A 17,876-nucleotide genomic window follows, 5' to 3' on the forward strand; every position below is an offset into this window, starting at 1 on the left:
GTCTTCCCGCCACTGGATTGTTGACAGTTCGGTGGCAGAGGGTTCGGGGGTGCAGGTTCCGCCCTCTGCCGCACAGATCGCATAGGTTGGGATGGTGACGGCGCAGCAGGAGATCAGGGACTTTGTGGTGCGGCTGGGGGAGTTCGAGACAGGCCCGGCGAGCCGCAACTTCTTCTCGGCATCGGCGCCGGAGAACGCTGCGCGCCGGCACAACATCACCAGATACCTTGAACAGATGCTGGAATGCCGGCCAAAGGTCCTGCTGGTCGGGGAGGCCCCCGGGTACCGCGGCATGACCGTGACCGGAGTCCCCTTCACCAACAAGGCGCTGATTTCGGGAAATGACCCGTTCGGCATGTTCGGCCCGGGCAACGGTTACGTGGTTCCGCCGGAAGTCCTCACCGTCCCGGCGGAGCCGACGGCAACGGTCATGTGGAACGTGCTGGCAGACCTGGACTTCCTGCCGCTGCTCTGGAGCGCGTACCCGTTCCACCCGCACCAGCCCGGCCGGCCGCACTCCAACCGGACACCCTCAAGCACCGAAATCCAAGACGGTTTGCCGCTCTGGCAGGAGCTGGCCCGGATTTTCGGCATCGACACTGTTGTTGCCGTGGGGAACATAGGGCACCGAAGCGTCGCGGCAGCCGGGCTCAACGTGCCGAAGGTTCGCCACCCGGCCCATGGCGGCAAGGAGCTGTTCCGCCGGGGACTGCAGGAGTTGCTGGCGGCCGGCATCAACCAATCCGCGGGGACGTAGTTCGGCACGGGGTCGGCCGCAGCCTGCCAGGCGCAAGGCTGCACGGCGGCAAGCCTGCACGGCCCGCTTCCGCCCCTCCCAAGCTAACGCGGCGTGCGGCTTGTGCCAGCAGGCCAGGCCGGCGGCGTGCCGCGGCCGGCCCAGGCGGCGGCAGGGGCCAGGGACGCGAACGGACGCCCGGCCGGTTGCCGAACGCCCGTTGCCGCGAGGACGCGCGAACTACACCGCTTCGAGCACGCTGACGTAGTTGGCGATCGCCAGGCCGCCCATGTTGTGTACGGCCGCGCGCCGGGCGCCGGTGAGCTGCATGTCGCCGGCCGTGCCGGACAGCTGCATGGCGGTCACTACGTGCTGGGAGACGCCGGTGGCGCCGACGGGGTGGCCCTTGGCCTTCAGCCCGCCGGACAGGTTCACCGGCAGCTTGCCGTCGCGGTACACCCAGCCTTCCTCGATGGCCCGGCGGCCCTCGCCGGCCGGGGTCAGCCCCATGACCTCGTACATGATCAGCTCCGCGATGGTGAAGCAGTCGTGCACCTCGGCCAGGTCCAGGTCCTCCAACCCCACCCCGGCCATGTCCAGGGCGCGCTGCCAGGCGGCACGGCTGCCCGCGAAGGCGATGGGATCGCGCTTTTCGGCCGGCATGAAGTCGTTGGCGTGGCCGAACCCTGCCAGCCGGACTGCGGCAGCGGCGGCCTCGGGGCGCGGTGCCTCGGTACTGAGCACCAGCGCGGCGGCCCCGTCCGAGACCGGCGAGCAGTCCGTCCGGCGCAGCGGCTCGGCAACCACCGGGTTCTTGTCCGAGACCGTCCGGCAGAACTCCTCGCCCAGATCCTTGCGCAGCTGCGCGTAGGGATTGGCCACGCCGTTGCGGTGGTTCTTCGCGGCGATTGAGCCGAGGACGTCGCCCACCTCGCCGTAGCGCTTCTGGTAGTGCTTGGCCGTTTCCGCAAAGAGGCCGGCGAACCCGGTGGAGCTCGGCTTGCCGGCGGCCTCGTAGTCGGCGCCGAGCAGCGCAGCACCCACCACGTCCGCGCCCGCATGGGTCATCTTCTCCGCGCCGATCACCAACACGTTGCGCGCCGTGCCGGCCAGCAGCGACTTGGCCCCTTGCTGCACGGCGGCCGAACCGGACGCGCAAGCGTTCTCCACCCGGGTGGCCGGCACGTTTGCCAGGTCGTCGGAGACCTGCAGGGCCAGCGAGGACGCGAAGCCCAGCGGCACCATGCCGGAGTTGAATTGGCCCAGGTAGACCTCGTCGATCTGTCCGGGCTCCAGTCCGGCATTGGAGATGGCGTCACGGGCCACCGTGACGATCAGCGACTCCAGCGTCTCGTCGGCCAGCTTCCCGAACGGGGAATGCCCCCAGCCGGTCAGCAGGATGTCCCGGCCGAAATGTTGCTTCAGGCTCATCAGTGTGTTCCTTCCAGGGCTGTTTCCAGTGCGCCCGCCGGTGTGGCGGCGTCGTCGTCCAGTTCAGGGGCGACGGCGAAGTCCGGCTCGGTCTTCTCCCGCACCTCGGCCACGGTGACCCCCGGCGCCAGGCGGACCAGCCGCAGCGGGAGGGCGCCGCCGTCATCGTCAATGTCGAAGACGGCGAGGTCCGTGATGATCCGGTTGACCACCTTCACGCCGGTCAGCGGCAGCGAGCATTCGTTGACGATCTTGGGCGTGCCGTCCTTGGCCACGTGCTCGGTCAGCACCACCACGCGCGGGGTGCCGGCGACCAGGTCCATCGCGCCGCCCATGCCCTTGACCATCTTCCCGGGGATGGTCCAGTTGGCCAGGTCGCCCGCGGCGGAGACCTGCATGGCGCCCAGGACTGCGGTCTTCACGTGGCCGCCGCGGATCATGCCGAAACTGGTGGCCGAATCGAAGATCGACCCGCCGGGCAGCACCGTCACGGTCTGCTTGCCGGCGTTGATCAGGTCGGCGTCCTCGTCGCCGTCGTAAGGGAACGGGCCCATGCCCAGCAGGCCGTTTTCGCTCTGCAGGACCACGCGCACGCCGTCCGGCAGGTTGTTGGCCACCAGCGTGGGGATGCCGATGCCCAGGTTGACGTAGTCGCCGTCGTTTAGTTCGGCGGCCGCGATGGCCGCCATCTCGTCTCGGGTCCAAGCCATGATGTGCTCCTTCTGGTCTGAAATGTCAGGCGCCGACGGCGGCGGGGCGGGGGCGGACGGTACGCTGTTCGATGTCCTTGGTGCGGTCCGAGGCCTGCACGAGGCGCTGGACGTAGACGCCCGGGGTGACGATGTGGTTCGGGTCCAGCTGGCCCGGCTCCACGATCACCTCGGCCTCGGCGATGGTGACGCGGCCGGCGGTGGCCACCACCGGGTTGAAGTTGCGGGCCGTGTAGCGGTAGATCAGGTTGCCGTCCGTGTCAGCGGTGTGCGCGTGGACGAGGGCCAGGTCGGCCACGATCCCGCGCTCCTGCACGTAGAGCTCGCCGTCGAACTCCTCGTGCGGCTTGCCCTCGGCGATGACGGTGCCCACCCCGGTCTTGGTGTAGAAGGCAGCGATGCCCGCACCGCCGGCGCGGAGGCGCTCGGCGAGCGTGCCCTGCGGGTTGAATTCGACCTCCAGCGTGCCGGCCAGGAACTGCTGGGCGAACAGCTTGTTCTCGCCCACGTAGGACGCCAGCACCTTGCGGACCTGCCCGGCCTCGATCAGCACTCCCAGGCCTTTGCCGTCCACGCCCATGTTGTTGGAGACCACCGTCAGGTCCTTGATGCCGGAATCGCGCACGGCGTCGATCAGGTCCGCGGGGATGCCGGAGAGCCCGAATCCTCCCACCGCGATCGTCATCCCGTCATGCAGCACGCCGGCCAGTGCGGCGGCGGGTCCTGCCGTCAATTTGGACATTGCTTCCTCCTCGTTGAGTGCCGTCCCCACCCACTCGTCTGCACAGGGGCGCGGAATTTGTCCATCTTATGGACAGCTGTTATGCGGCAGACTAGTGCGGCGGCGGTGGAACCGTCAACGGGTGGCCGAATGCCGCATTCACACTATGGTCAGCGGGAGGTAGACTGTCCACATTGTGGATCGGATGGCGGCAAACTGAGCCAGCCGTCCGGTCAGGACCCGCCAGGAGGACAGTTGCCGGACAAACAGGTGCAGGGTGCCCAGGTGGTCGGCCGGGTGGCCCGGCTGCTGCGGATCGTCGGGCGCGCCCCGGAGACCGGCGCGGCCCTGGCCGACATCGTACGGGCGTCGGGCCTGACGCGGCCAACGGTCTACCGGCTGCTGAACTCGCTGGCTGCCGAAGGCCTGCTGGACCAGCATGCCGGGACGGGCACCTGGCATTTGGGCCCTGAGCTCTACGTGCTCGGCTCGGTGGCCGCCGGCCGCTTCGCGATTGAGGACCTGGCCCGGCCGCGCCTGCAGCGGTTGGCGGACGAGACCGGCGAGAGCGCCTTTCTGTCCATCCGGCGGGGCGACGAAACCGTCTGCCTGGTCCGGGTGGAAGGCAGCTTCCCGGTTCGCTCCTTCGTGCTGCACGAAGGAGTCCGCTTCCCGCTGGGCATCGCTTCCGCCGGGCTGGCCATCATGGCCTTTTTGGAGCCTGCGGAAATTGACCGGCTGCTCGACGACGGCGGTGCCCGGGTCGAGCGCTTCGGCCCGGCCCATGCGCCGGACAGGATCCGCGCCAACCTGGCCGAAACCCGGGAGCGGGGCTATACGGTCAACCCCGGGCTGATCCTGGAGGGCAGCTGGGGGATGGGCGCGGCCGTCTTCGACCGGCAGGGTCAGCCGGCCTGGGCGCTGTCACTGACCGGCATCGAGCAGCGGTTCCGGCCCGACCGGCAGGAGTTTCTGGGCAAGCTGCTGCTGGAGGAAGCACACATCCTCACGCAGCAGCTGCGCGAGCAACCGCAGATCCGCCGGTAAGCTCGGGGGCAGCCGCCACCTCCGGCCGGCACCAGAGCACGCTAGGAGCAACCATGGCCGGGCACCACCCGCTGCGCACCGCCGTGATCGGCTACGGACTCTCCGGGCGGGTCTTTCACACGCCGTTGCTGGAGGCCGCGAGCGACTATTCGCTGGACGCCATCGTGACGGCCAACCCGGAGCGGGCGGCACAGGCAACGGCCGCGCACCCCCGCGCCAGGATCGTGGCATCCGCGGACGAACTCTTCGAGGCGCCGGAGCCTCTCGACCTCGTGGTGGTGGGCACCCCGCCGGCCAGCCACTACGCGCTCGCCGACGCCGCGGTTGACCGCGGCCTGCACGTGGTGGTGGACAAGCCCTTCGTCCCGGACTCCGCCCAAGGCGAGGCCTTGACGGCCAAGGCCGGGCGGGCCGGCGTGGTGCTCTCCGTCTTCCATAACCGCCGCTGGGATTCGGATTTCCTGACCCTGCAGAAGCTGATCGAGGACGGCGAACTCGGCCGGGTGCACACCTTCGAGTCGCGCTTCGAACGCTGGAAGCCGGAGGGACTGCGGGCGTGGAAAGCGACGGCCGGCGCCACCGGGGGCGGCGGCATCCTCTTCGACCTCGGCGTGCACCTGATCGACCAGGCGCTCACGCTCTTCGGCCCGGCCGCCACGGTCTACGGCGAGACCGCCCGCCACACCGTCCCCGAAGCATCCGCCGCCGACGAGGACGCCTTCGTCTCCCTGCTGCACGAATCAGGCGTGCGCTCGCGGCTGTCGATGAACCTCATCTCCGCGCTGCCCGCGCCGCGGTTCCATGTGCTCGGCTCGGCCGCCGCCTTCACCTCCTGGGGGACGGACAGCCAGGAGGCCGCGCTGGGGGCCGGTGCGGTTCCCGGCGCAGCCGGATACGGCGAGGAACCCGAAGAGCGGTGGGGGACCCTCGGCACGCCGGGCCATGCCCGCAAGGTTCCCTCCCTGGCCGGCGCCTACCCGGAGTTCTACCGGCAGTTGGCGGCGGCCATCAACGACGGCGCCCCCGTTCCCGTGGAGCCCGCGGACGCGGTGGCAGCCATCCGCATCATCGAGGAGATCCACCGGCAGAACCGGGCACGGAATCCGTTCAGCCGATAGGGCGGACCGGGCACTTAGGCCTGTACGGGCGGCCGCTGCCGGTGCAGGGCTGCGTCAGGTTGCGAGCCGCGAGAGCAGCGCGGCGACCGCCGCGTTGACTCCGGTGGACAACGTTGGTTCGATGGCCGGGCCGAAGAACGGCGAATGGTTCATCGGCACCGGGCCGGGACCGTCCACCCGTGCTGCTGGATGGCCCCCGAACATCCAGAACACCGACGGGACACCAATTGCCGCGCCTAGATGTCCGAAATCTTCGCTTCCCATCAGCGCAGGTTGTACCGACACGGCCTCATCGCCGAGCAGCTCGCCGAAGACGGCGGCGAGTGCCTGAGCTTCCTCCGGTTCGTTGTAGCAGGCCGGAAAGGTGTAGAGCTCCTCGACCTGCGGCTCGGGGGCGCCGGAGGCTGCGGCCTCTGCAGCGATGATGCGCCGCACCGATGCCAGCACTTTGGCGCGCACGTCGTGATCAAAAGTGCGGATGTTCAGCGTGAATTCCGCCGTTGCCGGGATGATGTTCTCCTTGAGCCCGGAATGAAACGTTCCCACCGTCACCACGGCGGACTTCCGGGGGTCGAGCTCGCGGGCGACAATGGTCTGTAGCCGGACTACCATATGGGCGCCCAGGACTATCGGGTCAATCGAATCCTGCGGCTGCGACCCATGGGACTGGCGGCCGAGGACGGTGACCTTGAGCGAGTCCGCCATCGCCATCGCGCTGCCCACCGAGAGTGACACTGTTCCCGCTGGCCCGGGCATCACGTGCTGGCCGAAAATGATCTCCGGCTGCGGCGCGCGCTCCCACAAACCGTCTGCCACCATGGCTGCCGCTCCGGCGCCGGTTTCCTCGCCGGGCTGAAAGATCAGGACCAGCGTGCCCGACCAGGCACTGGGCGCCTCGGCGAACAGGCCCGCCACGGTCAGCAGCACCGCAAGATGGGTGTCGTGCCCGCACCCGTGCATCACCGGTACGACCGTGCCGTCCGGCAAGGTGCCGGTGGCGGTGCTGGCATAGTCCAGGCCGGTGTCTTCCTGGATGGGCAGCCCGTCGATGTCCGCCCGGAAGCCGACGACGGGACCGGGGCCGTTGCGCAGGATCCCCACAACGCCCGTTCCGCCGCAGCGAAAGTGTTCAATGCCCAGCTTCGCAAGGCGCTGCTCGATCAGCTCAGCGGTGTTGTGCTCCTGCATCGAGAGCTCCGGGTGCGCGTGCAGGTGCTTATATAAGTCGTGCATGTCCGCCTGAGCCTCGCCGGTCAAGGCGAGGGAGGCAGAGGCGGCAGAATGAGGAGCGAGTAGGTCTGTCATGTTTCTCCGATGGATCGCTTTGGGGATCGAGGGTCTTCTGTAGGGTCAGCGCTCGACGGCGGGCAGCGGCTTGCGGTCCCGTACCAGCCAAGAGAGCGCGATCGTTACCATGACCGCGATTCCCGTTGCCAGGAAGGCGGTGCCGGGCACCAGGGGCACCAGGACGAATTGGACCAGCAGCGAGACAGCCACGGCCACGGCGGTGATGCGCGGCTGCTTGACGGAGATGATCGCCTGCACTACCACGGCCCCCAATACGGAGGGCAGGATGTACAGCCGGACCACATCGATCACGTCGACGGGAATGATACTGATCAGCCAAGTACCCAGCAGGCCTACGAAAACGGCCAGCGAGAGCAGATGAAGGGCGGCGGCCCCGCAAATAGCGGCGACGGCGGCGAAGTCACCGCGCGGCGTGCCGGGCCTGGCGCCGATCCGGTTCTGGGCCACCAGCGCCGAGGGGAGCAGCTTGCTGGAGATGTTGCCGATCATGAAGGCCTGGTACATTGCAGCCGGACCCAGGATCGGGAAGTAGGTGATCGGCTCCACCAGCCAGATCATCACGAATACCGCGGCGACGGCGCCAAAGGCCGTCCACAGCTGGGCGGCGGTCACGTCCAGATCAGCGAAGAACACCAGGTGGAGCGGCCCCGCGAGCGAGAACAGCAGGCCGGCGAGCATGGTCAGGCGCCCCCAGCGGGACGTGGTGCGGTCGAATTCGGCCAGCCCGTCTGCTGCGGCGTCCGGAGTTGTGGCGACAACGGGTGAAGACATATCGGTTCCTTCTCGGGTCGGGTCGGGTCAGGCCGCGGGCATGCCGGCGGTGTGGACAACGTAGGCGACCGCAAGGGCGGCCACGATGGCGAAGCCCAGGCTCCATTCACGCAGCCAGGCGCGCCTGGGGGACCGACCGATCACGGCGCACAGCCCCATGACGGCAGCAGCGGTGAGAAGTGCGACCACGTGCACCAGGGACTTGGGCACCTCGGCAATGCTCAGCGAAACGAAGGCGCCGAGCAGGGCGGCGGTGGGAACAATGGCCATGGCCACGGGGCTGGCCTTGGCGAGCTTGCTGCCGCCGCGCTTCAACAGCGGGGTCAGGATCAGGGTGGCCAGCATCCACATGGCCCCGCCCAAGCTCATGGCAAAGAAGGCAATGGCGAAGGCGTTCTGCGTGTAGGTTGGTCCGCCCAGTTCGGCTCCCGTGGTCCCGATTGCGATGCTCGCGGCGCCGGTTTCGTAGGCTGCCGATCCGATCAAGCCGATCCGCACCAGTACCGCCGGAGTTCCAAAGACGGCCAGCAGAGCGACGGCCACGAGCGCGACGGCGAGTGATGGCCCGATGGCTGCAATGGCGCCGGAGCGGAACGAGACCCTCAGTTCCTCCGGCGTGATGCCTGCCGCAGGCGCAGCCTTCCGTGCAGCCTTCATGTAGATGATGGACTGCACGGCGATGACGGCAAAGACGCCGGCGGCACAGATCCACAGGAGCGGCATATTGGCCAAAGCCAACACATCCGTCGAGCTGCCGCCATTGGTGGCGGTTGGTACAAAATGGGTCAGCATATTTCCTCCGGCGTGATGCACGTCTCACAAACTTGGACAGGATGGACCCACCCTGCGTGTTTCGGCCATTCAGGCGCAATAGATGAAGGAAACGGCCATGATTTCGTCGCAATCCGCCATCAGGGCAGCTGAGGCGGTGTGCGTTTGGCGAAAAGCGCCGTCCAGCCGGGACCTAGGACATGACCGGGTTGAGCCGCCCGCCGCGCTTGCGAGCATCCAGCAGTATCGAGGTACTCAGCGCTGCCACGTCCACCGTCCAGTCGCTGCTGCTGGTGAAGTCGTAGAGCGCCTCATTGCTGGCCACCGTCACATCGGCCAGAATTTGGTACTCGCCCGTGATCGCGGCAACGTAGCGCGATTCCGGCAGCTGGGCCAGCCGCTGGCCCAAAGACTCCAGCCGGTCCGGTGCAGTTTTAATCCAGAGCAATGCTTCCACCGGCAGTCCCAGCGATGCTGGCTCCACCAAAGCGCGCAGGTTCACGCAGTTGGTCTCCAGAAGCCACTCCGTCCTGCGCCGCGCGGTTGCTTCCGAGGTGCCCGCACGCCGGGCGATTGCTTCAAACGACATCCGGCCGTCTTCGCAGAGCGCTGTAACGATCACCTTGTCCGTTTCGGTCAGGGCAGGGTGTTCGCCGAAAATCGTCGGATCGTTCAGCGGGAGCGGGCGGAGCGCGCGCTGCTGTTCGCCGGTCAGGATGCCCGGCTGCCACGAACGGAGGGTCTTGAAGTAGCGCAGGATGGGATAGGTGTTCACGCGTTGGAGTCCGACGATGGAGGGCAGTTCGTCAGACAGCGCTGTGTGTAGCCGGGCACGGTCGGTCAGTATCTCCGCCAGACAGTCGCTGCTGCCGGTGATGGTGTACGCGAACGAAGTATCAGCCCGCTGGGACAGCGCCTGGACTGCCATCCGGGAGGTGCCCGGAGCGCAGCGTACCTCGACCAGGACTGGTTTGGGCATCAACCGGATGCCCCGCACAGCCACGACGCCGGAAGCCAACAGGTCGCTGCCCCGCCTGGCCACGGTCCGTTCCGGTTCCCGCAGTACGGTAGCGATGGTGCGCCAGGAAGCCCGCGGCTCCGTCTGGAGCGCCGCCACGATCTGCTTCTCCAGCCAGCTCAACTCAACCATCGTGTTTCCCATCAGTCGTCCTCCTGCGGCAGGCGCGATACCGGGGCGGCGTGCGGAATGTGCCAGCCAAAGTGCAGCGAGACCACGCGGAGTCCGAACACCACGGCGGCCACGCCCACGGCGGCCGCCGTCCCGTAGACGCCGGCAAACCACAGCACGACCACCAAGGCAGAACCTAACATGGCAGGCACGGCATACAGATCGTCCGGGCTGAACAGTTGGGGCACCCGGTTGGCCACGACGTCGCGCAGCAATCCGCCGCCCACGGCCGTGGTCAGGCCCAGCAGCGCCGAGGCAACCGGGTTCATGCCCAGGCTCAGGGCCTTGACCGTACCGGTGATGCAGAACAGTGCCAGCCCGCCGGCGTCGAAGATCAGCAGCGGACGCTGGAATCGTTCCACGCTCCGGAACAGGAAGAAAACCACCAGGGCTGCCAGCACCGGCGGGACAATATACAGCGGATTATTGAAAGCGCTGGGGACGGTACCCAGGATCAAGTCGCGGATGACTCCACCGCCCAGGCCCGCGAGCGAACCCAAGAACAGCGAGCCGATAATGTCGAACTTCCGCCGGGCCGCCAAGATGCATCCGGACATGGCGAAAAAGAACGTGCCGAAGAGGTCCAGTATCAACGCGAACGTCATGCCTGCCATCCAATCATCGCCGAGTCCTGCTCACGCCACGGCACTGCTGCACCGGCAACACAGCCACCCACGTCAACAGCAGTCGATTCTGTCACAGGTCTGGCCGGCAAACCCCGGAAGCAGCGTCCGCTGACACGGCTCGCTGCCACACGTCTGCAGGCCGGACCCTAGCCCAGCAGCAGGGCGACCAGCAGGACGGCGGGCAGCGAGAGCAGGGAGCTCAGGAAGATGATGTCCCGCACCAGCGTGGACTGCATCCGGAACTGGCTGGTGAACAGGAAGACGTTCTGCGCCGTCGGCAAGGCCGCCATGACCACCACGCCCAGCAGCGGGATGCCGCCGACGTTGAACACGAAGTGCGCCACCGCCCAGGCGATGGCCGGCATCAGGGCCAGCTTCACCACCGAGCCCAGCGCGACGTCGGCCCGCAGGGCGCGTTGGGTCAGCGGCTTCTGCCCGTGCAGGCTCATGCCGAACAGCATCAGCAGCAGCGGAATGGACGCGTTGCCGAGCATTTCCACCGGCGTCCAGACCACCTCCGGCAGGTGCAGCCCGGTCACGGAGATGAGCGCGCCGGTGGCGGTGGCGACGGTGACCGGATTAAGGATGGACTTCACCACGGTGCGCCACAACGGGACAGCCACGGCAGCACCGTCGTCGTGCTTGAGTGGCGTTCCCGCCGCCGCCTTCCGCTGGCACCAGGCGAAGACGGTCAGGTACACGGGCGCGATGATCAGCAGCTGTGCCAGCAGCACCGACACCACCGGATCGGCGCTGCCCACGGCGTAGAGGGCGATCGGCACCCCGATGTTTCCCGCGTTGACATAGGTGGAGGCCATGGCGCCGCCGGCCGTCTGCGCTGCCGGGCGGCGCAGCACGAAGCGGCTGAACAGCGCGTAAACCGCACCCGCGAGGGCGGCGGTAATCAACGCGATCGGTGTGTAGACGCCGACGACGGACGCGAGATCCGTGTTGGACAGCAGCACCAGCATCAGCGCCGGGTTTGTGATGTAGTAGATCACCGGCGTGAGTCCGCGCTGCATCTCCGGCGCCTTCTGCGGCACGATGGCTGCGGCGGCAAAGCCGACGGCCACGATTACCAGCACCACGCCGAAGCCGAGCAGCACACCTTCCACGGGACCTCCAGAAGTCACGGCTCTGTCCGGCCGGCCCAGGGCGGCCAACCGGACAGAGAGTCAAACGGCGGAACAGAAAAGACCGCCCGCCCCGCAGGGTGCGGAGCGGGCGGGAGGTTTAGCGGACCAGGCAGGGGCGCTTGGGATCGAATTCCCAGCCGGGCACCAGGTACTGCATGGAGACGGCGTCATCGCGGGCGCCGAGGCCGTGTTCCAGGTACAGGGCGTTGGCCTCTGCCAGGCGGTCGCGGTCCAGTTCAACGCCGAGGCCGGGGGCCTGCGGGACCTTGATCTCGCCGTCGCGGATCAGCAGCGGTTCCTTGGTCAGGCCCTGGCCGTCCTGCCAGATCCAGTGCGTGTCCAGGGCGGTGATCTCGCCGGGAGCCGCCGCACCAACCTGCGTGAACATGGCCAGGGAGATGTCGAAGTGGTTGTTCGAGTGCGAGCCCCAGGTCAGCCCGAACTCGTTGCACAGCTGCGCCACGCGGACTGACCCGGCCATGGTCCAGAAGTGCGGATCGGCCAGCGGGATGTCGACGGCGTTGTTACGGACCGCGTGCGCCATCTCGCGCCAGTCGGTGGCGATCATGTTCGTGGCGGTCTGCAGGCCGGTGGCGCGGCGGAACTCGGCCATCACCTCGCGGCCGGAGAACTTGCCTTCGGCGCCGCAGGGGTCCTCGGCATACGCGACCACGCCCCGCATGCGCTGGCCCAACCGGATGGCGTCCTGCAGCAGCCAGCCGCCGTTCGGGTCCAGGGTGATGCGGGCGTTGGGGAAGCGCTGTTTGAGTGCGGTGACGGCGTCGACTTCCAGGTCGCCGGCCTGCACCCCGCCCTTGAGCTTGAAGTCCTGGAAGCCGTAGCGGGCCTGCGCGGCTTCGGCCAGGCGGACCACGGCCTCCGGCGTCATGGCTTCTTCCCGGCGCACACGCTCCCAGTCGTCCGCGCCGTTGGGTTCGCGCAGGTACGGCAGGTCGGTGGCGTCCGGGTTGCCCACGTAGAACAGGTAGCCGAGCATCGGCACCGCTTCGCGCTGCTGGCCGTCGCCCAGGAGTTCGGCCACGGGAACACCCAGGAACTGGCCGTGCAGGTCCAGCAGCGCCGACTCGATGGCGGTCACGGCATGCACGGTGGTGCGCAGGTCGAAGGTCTGCAGCCCGCGGCCGCCAGCGTCGCGGTCGGCGAACGCGGCGGCGATCTCACGCAGCAGGCTGCGGAAGCGTGCCACCGGGCGGCCGATAACCAAGGCGCCGGCGTCCTCGATGGTGGTGCGGATTTTCTCCCCGCCGGGGACCTCGCCCAGGCCGGTGCGGCCGTCGGAATCGGTCACAATGACCACGTTGCGGGTGAAGAACGGCCCGTGCGCGCCGGAGAGGTTCAGCAGCATCGAGTCGTGCCCGGCGACCGGGACCACCTCGACGGCGGCAATGGTGGGTTGGTTGCTCATGCGTTACTCTCCTGCGAGTTCCAGCGCGCCGTCGATGCGGCGGTTCAGCTTCCAGGGGTTGTCCTGCTGCAGCGGTGCCGGCAGCAGGGAGTCGGGGATGTTCTGGTAGGCCACCGGGCGCAGGAACCGCTCGATCGCCAGTGTGCCCACCGAGGTCGTGCGGGTATCCGAGGTGGCCGGGAAGGGGCCGCCGTGGACCATCGCGTGCCCGACCTCGACGCCGGTCGGCCAGCCGTTGGCCAGAATGCGGCCTGCCTTGCGCTCCAGGACGGGCAGCAGCGGGGCCACGGTGGCGTGGTCCTCGTCGCTCATGTGCAGGGTGGCGGTCAGCTGCCCTTCGAGCCGCTTGGCGGCGGTGACCAGGTCCTCGGTGGAGGTGTAGCGGACCAGCAGCGAGGCGGCGCCGAAAATTTCCTCGTGCAGCACGTCATTGGTCAGGAAGGTGCGGACATCGGTGCCGAAGACCGCCGGGGCAGGGGCGTTCTGCGTGCTGCCTTCCTGGCCGCGGGCCACCAGTTCCACGCCGTCCTGCCGGCCGAGGGAGTCGACGCCGGCGGTCCAGGAGTCGGCGATGCCGCGGGTCAGCATGGTCTGGCCGGCGGCCGGGGCCAGGGCGCGGCTCACGGCGGCCGCGAAGGCGTCCCCGGCGTTGCCGGCCGGCACGAAGGCAAGCCCGGGGGCGGTGCAGAGCTGGCCGCTGGAACCGGTGACCGAGCCGACGTAGGCGGCGGCAAGGGCATCCAGGTCGCCCTTGAGCGCGCCGTCGAAGAAGAAGACCGGGTTGATGGAGCTCATTTCGGCGTAGACCGGGATGGGTTCCGGCCGTGCCGCGGCCGTGGCCACCAGGGCGGTGCCGCCGGAGCGCGAGCCGGTGAAGCCGACGGCCTTGATGGCCGGATCGGCGACCAGGGCCTGCCCGATGCTGGCGCCGGGGCCGTAGACCAGCGAGAACACGCCGGGGTGCAGGCCGGCCTCGGCCACCGCGCTGGCGATCGCGTGCCCGACGATTTCGCTGGTGCCCGGGTGGGCGTTGTGAGCCTTGAACACCACCGGGCAGCCCGCGGCCAGCGCGGAGGCGGTGTCTCCGCCGGCGGTGGAGAAAGCCAGCGGAAAGTTGCTGGCGCCGAACACGGCGACCGGACCCAGCGGAACCTTGCGCTGGCGGATGTCCGCCCGGGGCATCGGCTGGCGGTCCGGCTGGGCCGGGTCGATGCGGACGCCGCGGTGGTCGCCCTGACGCACCACCGCGGCAAACAGGCGGAGCTGGCCGGTGGTGCGGCCGCGTTCGCCGTTCAGCCGAGCGGCGGGCAGGCCGGTTTCGGCCATCGCGCGTTCCACCAGCTCTTCACCGACCGCTTCGATGTTCTCGGCAATCTTCTCCAAAAAGGCAGCGTGCGTTTCCGGATCCAGCGTGCTGAAGGAGTCGAAAGCTTCCGCGGCGGCGGCGGTGGCGGTAGCCAGCTGGGCTGCGTCGATGAGGCTGTAGGCCGGTTCGAGGACGTTGTTGGTGGCAGGATCGAAACCGTTGACCGTGCCGCCGGTGCCTGTCACGGCTTCGCCGGCGATGATCGAGTGGCCTGTCAGAGTTGTCTGCGTGCTGGGCATCGGATGCTCCTTCTGGACTGCGGATGGTCTGCTGTGGCTGATGGGCGGAAAGCGGCCGCCCCTGTCAGGGCGGCCGCTTCCGGGCGTGGAACCTAGGCGTTCTGCGGGACGTCTGCCGGTCGGATGCCGGCGGCGTCAATCAGGGCCGACAGGTCGGCGATGTCCTTCTCGGTCAGGTCCTGCAGCGGCGGGCGGACGAAGCCTGCGTCGCGGCCGACGGCCTTCAGGCCGCCCTTGACGATGGAAACACCGTATCCCTTAACCCGGTCGCGGATGTCGAGGTAGGGGAGGACGAAGCGGTTGAGCTTCTCGGTCACGGCATCGCGGTCCTGGTTGCGGACGTCGCGGTAGAAGTCCAGGGCGAACTCCGGCACGAAGTTGTACATGGCGGAGGAGTAGGTGCTCATGCCCAGCTGCAGCAGCGGCAGGGCGAAGGTTTCCGCGGTCGGCAGGCCGCCGAGGTAGAACAGGCGGTCGCCGTTCTTGGCGTAGACCTTGGTGAGGTGCTCGATGTCGCCCAGGGCGTCCTTGAAGCCGATGAAGTTCGCGTGCCGGTCGGCCAGTGCCGCCACGGTGTCCGCGGCGTAAATGGCGTTCGCCCGGTTATAGACGATGACGCCGATGTTGGTGGCGGCGCACACGGCCGAAACGTGCGCCATCAGGCCGGCCTGGTCGCATTCGGTCAGGTACGGCGGCAGCAGCAGCAGGCCCTCGGCTCCCGCGGCCTCCGCGTCCTTGGCGTTCTGGATGGCCTGGGCGGTGGAGCCGCCGGCCGAAGCAAGCACCGGAACCCGGCTGCCCGCTTCCTCGACGGCCATCCGCACCACGCGGGCGGACTCGGCCGGGGTAAGGCTGAAGCCTTCACCGGTGCCGCCGGCGGCGAACAGGCCGGCGACCTCGAAGCTGGACTGCCAGTCCAGGTGGTTGCGGTAGGCGGCTTCGTCGATGTTCAATTCCGCATCGAACGCCGTCACCGGGAAGGACAGCAGCCCGTCCTTGAGCTTGTCTGCGAGTTCATGGGGCGTGTACTGGGCCACGTGCATCTTCCTTTGCGATGGTGCCGCGGGCGGCGGGGGTTGAATGCGTTGGTTCCACCCTAGAAAGGCCAGATGATGCCTGTCCAAGCCCACTTTTGTATGGATTGATGCCCGAAGAGTATTGCGCTGGGGACGGGCAGATAGGTGCCGGCCTCTGACGGGCACGTAATTGTCGGCCTGCAGTTACGCGGCTTTGGTCCAGATGCTGTCGAGCATCCTGCGCAGCGCGGGGTTTTGCGTGTTCCGGTTCCAGATGGCGTGCAGTTCCACCGAGTCCGGGGCCAGCCCCGGCAGGTGCACGTAGCTGACGCCGTCAACACCCAGCAGTTGCGCCGACTCCGGGACGAAGGCGACGCCGCGGCCGGCCGCCACCAGTGCCACCATGGTCAGGATCTGGCTCACGGTGTGCACTACGTTGCGGTGCTCGATCGGGATCTGGCGTACCACCAGATCGTAGAAATAGCGCGCCTTGGTCGGCGAATGCATGATCAGCGGCACGTCTTTCAGGTCGGCCACGGCCAGCGGCCGCGCCAACCGGTCCAGCGGATGCCCGCTGGGAACAGCCAGCATCAGGTTCTCGGAGAGAAGCAGGTGCGATTCGAACAGGTCGGTGTCGAAGGGCGGACGGGCCAGGCCCAGGTCGAGATCGCCGTCCATGATGGCTTGGACCTGCTCTCCGGTCACGAGTTCCTCGAGTTCGACGTCGACATCGGGCAATTCCTGGCCTATTTCGGCGAGCAAAGGACCCAGCAGGCTGAAGGCCGTGGCGGCGGTGAATCCGATCCGGATTTCGCCCGCCCGGCCCGCGGCGATGCGGCGCGCCGTCCGGGGCGCCCGGTCCGCCGAGACCACCAGCTTGCGCGCCTCGGCGAGGAAAGCATTTCCTGCGGCCGTCAGCGACACCTTGCGGTTGTCACGCTCCAAGAGTTCGACGCCGATGCTGCGCTCCAGTTTCTGGATCTGCCGGCTTAGCGGCGGCTGGGTCATGCTCAACCGCTCCGCGGCGCGGCCGAAGTGAAGTTCCTCGGCAACAGCGATGAAACTGCGGGCCTGGTCCAAAGTGAACATGATGCCTTCCAAGTATCATTCAATGCAGTAATGGGCTTGGACATGCATCATAGTCTGTTTCTAAGCTCAAGGACCGAGCCGTAGGTGACCTGCTTCATATGAACCCGGTCACGGCCCACCCGTTCGAACACCGCTGTTCATCGAGCAAGGAGCCCGAAGTGAAAGCATTCCCCGTCCGCCGGACCATCATCGGTATGACCGCCGCCTCCGCCGCCCTGGCGCTGACCGCCTGCGGCGGCAACGTCGGCAGCACCGCGTCCGAAGGGGAGGCCTTCCCCGCCGGCCCCATCACCCTGACTGTCGGGCAGGCCGCCGGCGGCTCTACCGACCTGATCGCACGCACCACTGCCGAAGGCATGGCGGACGAGCTCGGCGTAGCTGTTCCCGTGGTGAACAAGCCGGGCGCCAACGGTGCCCTGGCTACCCAGGAAGTCGCGGCCATGGAGCCCGATGGCCAGAACCTCATCCTGCTGAACGCCTCGCTGATCACCATTACTCCGCTCGCCGTCTCCGAGGGCGAAGCCGTCACGCTGGACGACTTGGACGTCATCAAGGGCCTGTCCCAGGACGATTACGTCCTGGTGGCCAGCGCCGACTCCGGCATCGAAACGCTGGACGACGTCAAGGACAGTTCCAAAAAGCTGACCTTCGGCACCACCGGCGTGGGCACCGGCTCGCAGCTGGCCCAGGCCATCTTGTTCGCCCAGGCCGACATCAAGGGCACCGAGGTTCCCTTCGACTCGGGTTCGCCGGCGCTGACCGCGGTCATGGGCAACCAGGTGCAGCTCGCCACCATCCAGCTGGGTGAGGCTAAGCCGCAGATCGACGCGGGCACCGTCAAGCCGATCGTCGTCTTCTCCGACGAGCGCAACACCTACCTGCCGGACGTTCCCACCGCCATCGAAGAAGGGTACGAGGTTCCGGTCTCCCAGTACCGTGCCCTGGCCGCTCCGAAGGGCCTGCCGGAGGACGTGAAGGCCAAGCTCGTGGCGTCCGTCGAGGCAGCCCAGTCGGCCGACAGCTACAAGGCTTTCAACGAGAAGAACATGCTGACCCCCAAGGAGATCTCCGGTGAGGAAGTCGTCCAGCAGTGGAACGACTTGGCCGCCAAGTACAAGGAACTCACCGAGAAGTACGACATCTCCCTGGCCGGCGAGTAGCAACACCCCCGCACGG

Annotated in this window: 17 protein-coding genes; 4 read left to right on the plus strand and 13 right to left on the minus strand. The window is 67.9% G+C overall.

Annotated features, from left to right (window positions below; all coding sequences use genetic code 11):
• The first annotated feature begins 94 nt into the window (after positions 1-94).
• Complete coding sequence (locus AC5RUK_RS14665) at positions 95-757, plus strand: uracil-DNA glycosylase (protein WP_494152621.1); 663 nt, start codon at positions 95-97, stop codon at positions 755-757.
• A gap of 219 nt (positions 758-976) precedes the next feature.
• Here the strand turns inward: AC5RUK_RS14665 and AC5RUK_RS14670 are convergent, their stop codons facing one another.
• Genes AC5RUK_RS14670 through AC5RUK_RS14680 form a run of 3 tightly spaced genes read right to left on the minus strand, consistent with a single transcriptional unit; the run spans position 977 to position 3,619 of the window.
• Positions 977-2,167, minus strand: a complete 1,191-nt coding sequence (locus tag AC5RUK_RS14670) for an acetyl-CoA acetyltransferase (protein WP_494152622.1) — start codon at positions 2,165-2,167, stop codon at positions 977-979.
• A complete protein-coding gene (locus AC5RUK_RS14675; RefSeq protein WP_494152623.1) occupies positions 2,167-2,877 on the minus strand; it encodes a CoA transferase subunit B in 711 nt (236 codons plus the stop codon). Before AC5RUK_RS14675 ends, AC5RUK_RS14670 begins: the two co-directional genes overlap by 1 nt.
• 25 nt (positions 2,878-2,902) lie before the next feature.
• The gene (locus AC5RUK_RS14680) at positions 2,903-3,619 is read right to left on the minus strand and encodes a CoA transferase subunit A (protein ID WP_494152624.1); all 717 of its coding nucleotides are present in this window, start codon (positions 3,617-3,619) and stop codon (positions 2,903-2,905) included.
• Between the two features lie 234 nt (positions 3,620-3,853).
• Between AC5RUK_RS14680 and AC5RUK_RS14685 the strand changes: the two genes are divergently transcribed.
• Together AC5RUK_RS14685 and AC5RUK_RS14690 are read left to right on the plus strand one after the other, a co-directional pair.
• Entirely contained in the window at positions 3,854-4,645 is a 792-nt protein-coding gene (locus AC5RUK_RS14685) for an IclR family transcriptional regulator (RefSeq protein ID WP_494152625.1), read from the plus strand.
• A gap of 53 nt (positions 4,646-4,698) precedes the next feature.
• Positions 4,699-5,763 (plus strand): Gfo/Idh/MocA family protein, encoded by a 1,065-nt coding sequence (locus tag AC5RUK_RS14690; protein WP_494152626.1) that lies wholly within the window; start codon positions 4,699-4,701, stop codon positions 5,761-5,763.
• Positions 5,764-5,817: 54 nt separating this feature from the next.
• Here the strand turns inward: AC5RUK_RS14690 and AC5RUK_RS14695 are convergent, their stop codons facing one another.
• The 10 genes from AC5RUK_RS14695 to AC5RUK_RS14740 all read right to left on the minus strand — a co-directional run bounded on the left by AC5RUK_RS14695 (position 5,818) and on the right by AC5RUK_RS14740 (position 16,700).
• Positions 5,818-6,996 (minus strand): amidohydrolase, encoded by a 1,179-nt coding sequence (locus AC5RUK_RS14695; protein WP_494152665.1) that lies wholly within the window; start codon positions 6,994-6,996, stop codon positions 5,818-5,820.
• A gap of 117 nt (positions 6,997-7,113) precedes the next feature.
• Positions 7,114-7,842: a hypothetical protein gene (locus AC5RUK_RS14700; RefSeq protein ID WP_494152627.1), complete on the minus strand. Its 729-nt coding sequence runs from the start codon at positions 7,840-7,842 to the stop codon at positions 7,114-7,116.
• A gap of 27 nt (positions 7,843-7,869) precedes the next feature.
• Positions 7,870-8,634: a DUF5058 family protein gene (locus AC5RUK_RS14705; protein ID WP_494152628.1), complete on the minus strand. Its 765-nt coding sequence runs from the start codon at positions 8,632-8,634 to the stop codon at positions 7,870-7,872.
• Positions 8,635-8,806: 172 nt separating this feature from the next.
• Positions 8,807-9,775, minus strand: coding sequence for an Lrp/AsnC family transcriptional regulator (locus AC5RUK_RS14710; RefSeq protein WP_494152629.1), 969 nt, complete (start codon positions 9,773-9,775; stop codon positions 8,807-8,809).
• The gene (locus AC5RUK_RS14715) at positions 9,775-10,407 is read right to left on the minus strand and encodes a trimeric intracellular cation channel family protein (protein WP_494152666.1); all 633 of its coding nucleotides are present in this window, start codon (positions 10,405-10,407) and stop codon (positions 9,775-9,777) included. The genes AC5RUK_RS14710 and AC5RUK_RS14715 overlap by 1 nt, the downstream gene beginning before the upstream one ends.
• Positions 10,408-10,574: 167 nt before the next feature.
• Positions 10,575-11,561, minus strand: coding sequence for an AEC family transporter (locus AC5RUK_RS14720; protein ID WP_494152630.1), 987 nt, complete (start codon positions 11,559-11,561; stop codon positions 10,575-10,577).
• A 100-nt stretch (positions 11,562-11,661) separates the two neighbouring features.
• Positions 11,662-12,990 carry an enolase C-terminal domain-like protein gene (locus AC5RUK_RS14725; protein ID WP_494107368.1) on the minus strand — a complete coding sequence of 443 codons (1,329 nt, stop codon included), beginning with the start codon at positions 12,988-12,990 and terminating at the stop codon, positions 11,662-11,664.
• Positions 12,991-12,993: 3 nt separating this feature from the next.
• Positions 12,994-14,595, minus strand: a complete 1,602-nt coding sequence (locus AC5RUK_RS14730) for an aldehyde dehydrogenase (NADP(+)) (RefSeq protein ID WP_494107369.1) — start codon at positions 14,593-14,595, stop codon at positions 12,994-12,996.
• Between the two features lie 92 nt (positions 14,596-14,687).
• Positions 14,688-15,632: a 5-dehydro-4-deoxyglucarate dehydratase gene (gene kdgD, locus AC5RUK_RS14735; RefSeq protein ID WP_494152631.1), complete on the minus strand. Its 945-nt coding sequence runs from the start codon at positions 15,630-15,632 to the stop codon at positions 14,688-14,690.
• A gap of 183 nt (positions 15,633-15,815) precedes the next feature.
• Positions 15,816-16,700: a LysR family transcriptional regulator gene (locus tag AC5RUK_RS14740; RefSeq protein ID WP_493989767.1), complete on the minus strand. Its 885-nt coding sequence runs from the start codon at positions 16,698-16,700 to the stop codon at positions 15,816-15,818.
• Positions 16,701-16,858: 158 nt separating this feature from the next.
• Between AC5RUK_RS14740 and AC5RUK_RS14745 the strand changes: the two genes are divergently transcribed.
• Complete coding sequence (locus AC5RUK_RS14745) at positions 16,859-17,860, plus strand: tripartite tricarboxylate transporter substrate binding protein (RefSeq protein ID WP_494107371.1); 1,002 nt, start codon at positions 16,859-16,861, stop codon at positions 17,858-17,860.
• Positions 17,861-17,876: the final 16 nt, after the last annotated feature.

The organism is Arthrobacter sp. Y3223065, assembly GCF_059090885.1.

Excerpts from the sequence above, each read along its gene's own strand:
- AC5RUK_RS14680 (WP_494152624.1), bottom strand. The coding sequence starts at position 3,619 with ATGTCCAAATTGACGGCAGGACCCGCCGCCGCACTGGCCGGCGTGCTG.
- AC5RUK_RS14740 (WP_493989767.1), bottom strand. The coding sequence starts at position 16,700 with ATGTTCACTTTGGACCAGGCCCGCAGTTTCATCGCTGTTGCCGAGGAA.
- AC5RUK_RS14715 (WP_494152666.1), bottom strand. The coding sequence starts at position 10,407 with ATGACGTTCGCGTTGATACTGGACCTCTTCGGCACGTTCTTTTTCGCC.
- AC5RUK_RS14710 (WP_494152629.1), bottom strand. The coding sequence starts at position 9,775 with ATGGGAAACACGATGGTTGAGTTGAGCTGGCTGGAGAAGCAGATCGTG.
- AC5RUK_RS14700 (WP_494152627.1), bottom strand. The coding sequence starts at position 7,842 with ATGTCTTCACCCGTTGTCGCCACAACTCCGGACGCCGCAGCAGACGGG.
- AC5RUK_RS14675 (WP_494152623.1), bottom strand. The coding sequence starts at position 2,877 with ATGGCTTGGACCCGAGACGAGATGGCGGCCATCGCGGCCGCCGAACTA.
- AC5RUK_RS14705 (WP_494152628.1), bottom strand. The coding sequence starts at position 8,634 with ATGCTGACCCATTTTGTACCAACCGCCACCAATGGCGGCAGCTCGACG.
- AC5RUK_RS14695 (WP_494152665.1), bottom strand. The coding sequence starts at position 6,996 with ATGCACGACTTATATAAGCACCTGCACGCGCACCCGGAGCTCTCGATG.
- AC5RUK_RS14725 (WP_494107368.1), bottom strand. The coding sequence starts at position 12,990 with ATGAGCAACCAACCCACCATTGCCGCCGTCGAGGTGGTCCCGGTCGCC.
- AC5RUK_RS14670 (WP_494152622.1), bottom strand. The coding sequence starts at position 2,167 with ATGAGCCTGAAGCAACATTTCGGCCGGGACATCCTGCTGACCGGCTGG.
- AC5RUK_RS14730 (WP_494107369.1), bottom strand. The coding sequence starts at position 14,595 with ATGCCCAGCACGCAGACAACTCTGACAGGCCACTCGATCATCGCCGGC.
- AC5RUK_RS14690 (WP_494152626.1), top strand. The coding sequence starts at position 4,699 with ATGGCCGGGCACCACCCGCTGCGCACCGCCGTGATCGGCTACGGACTC.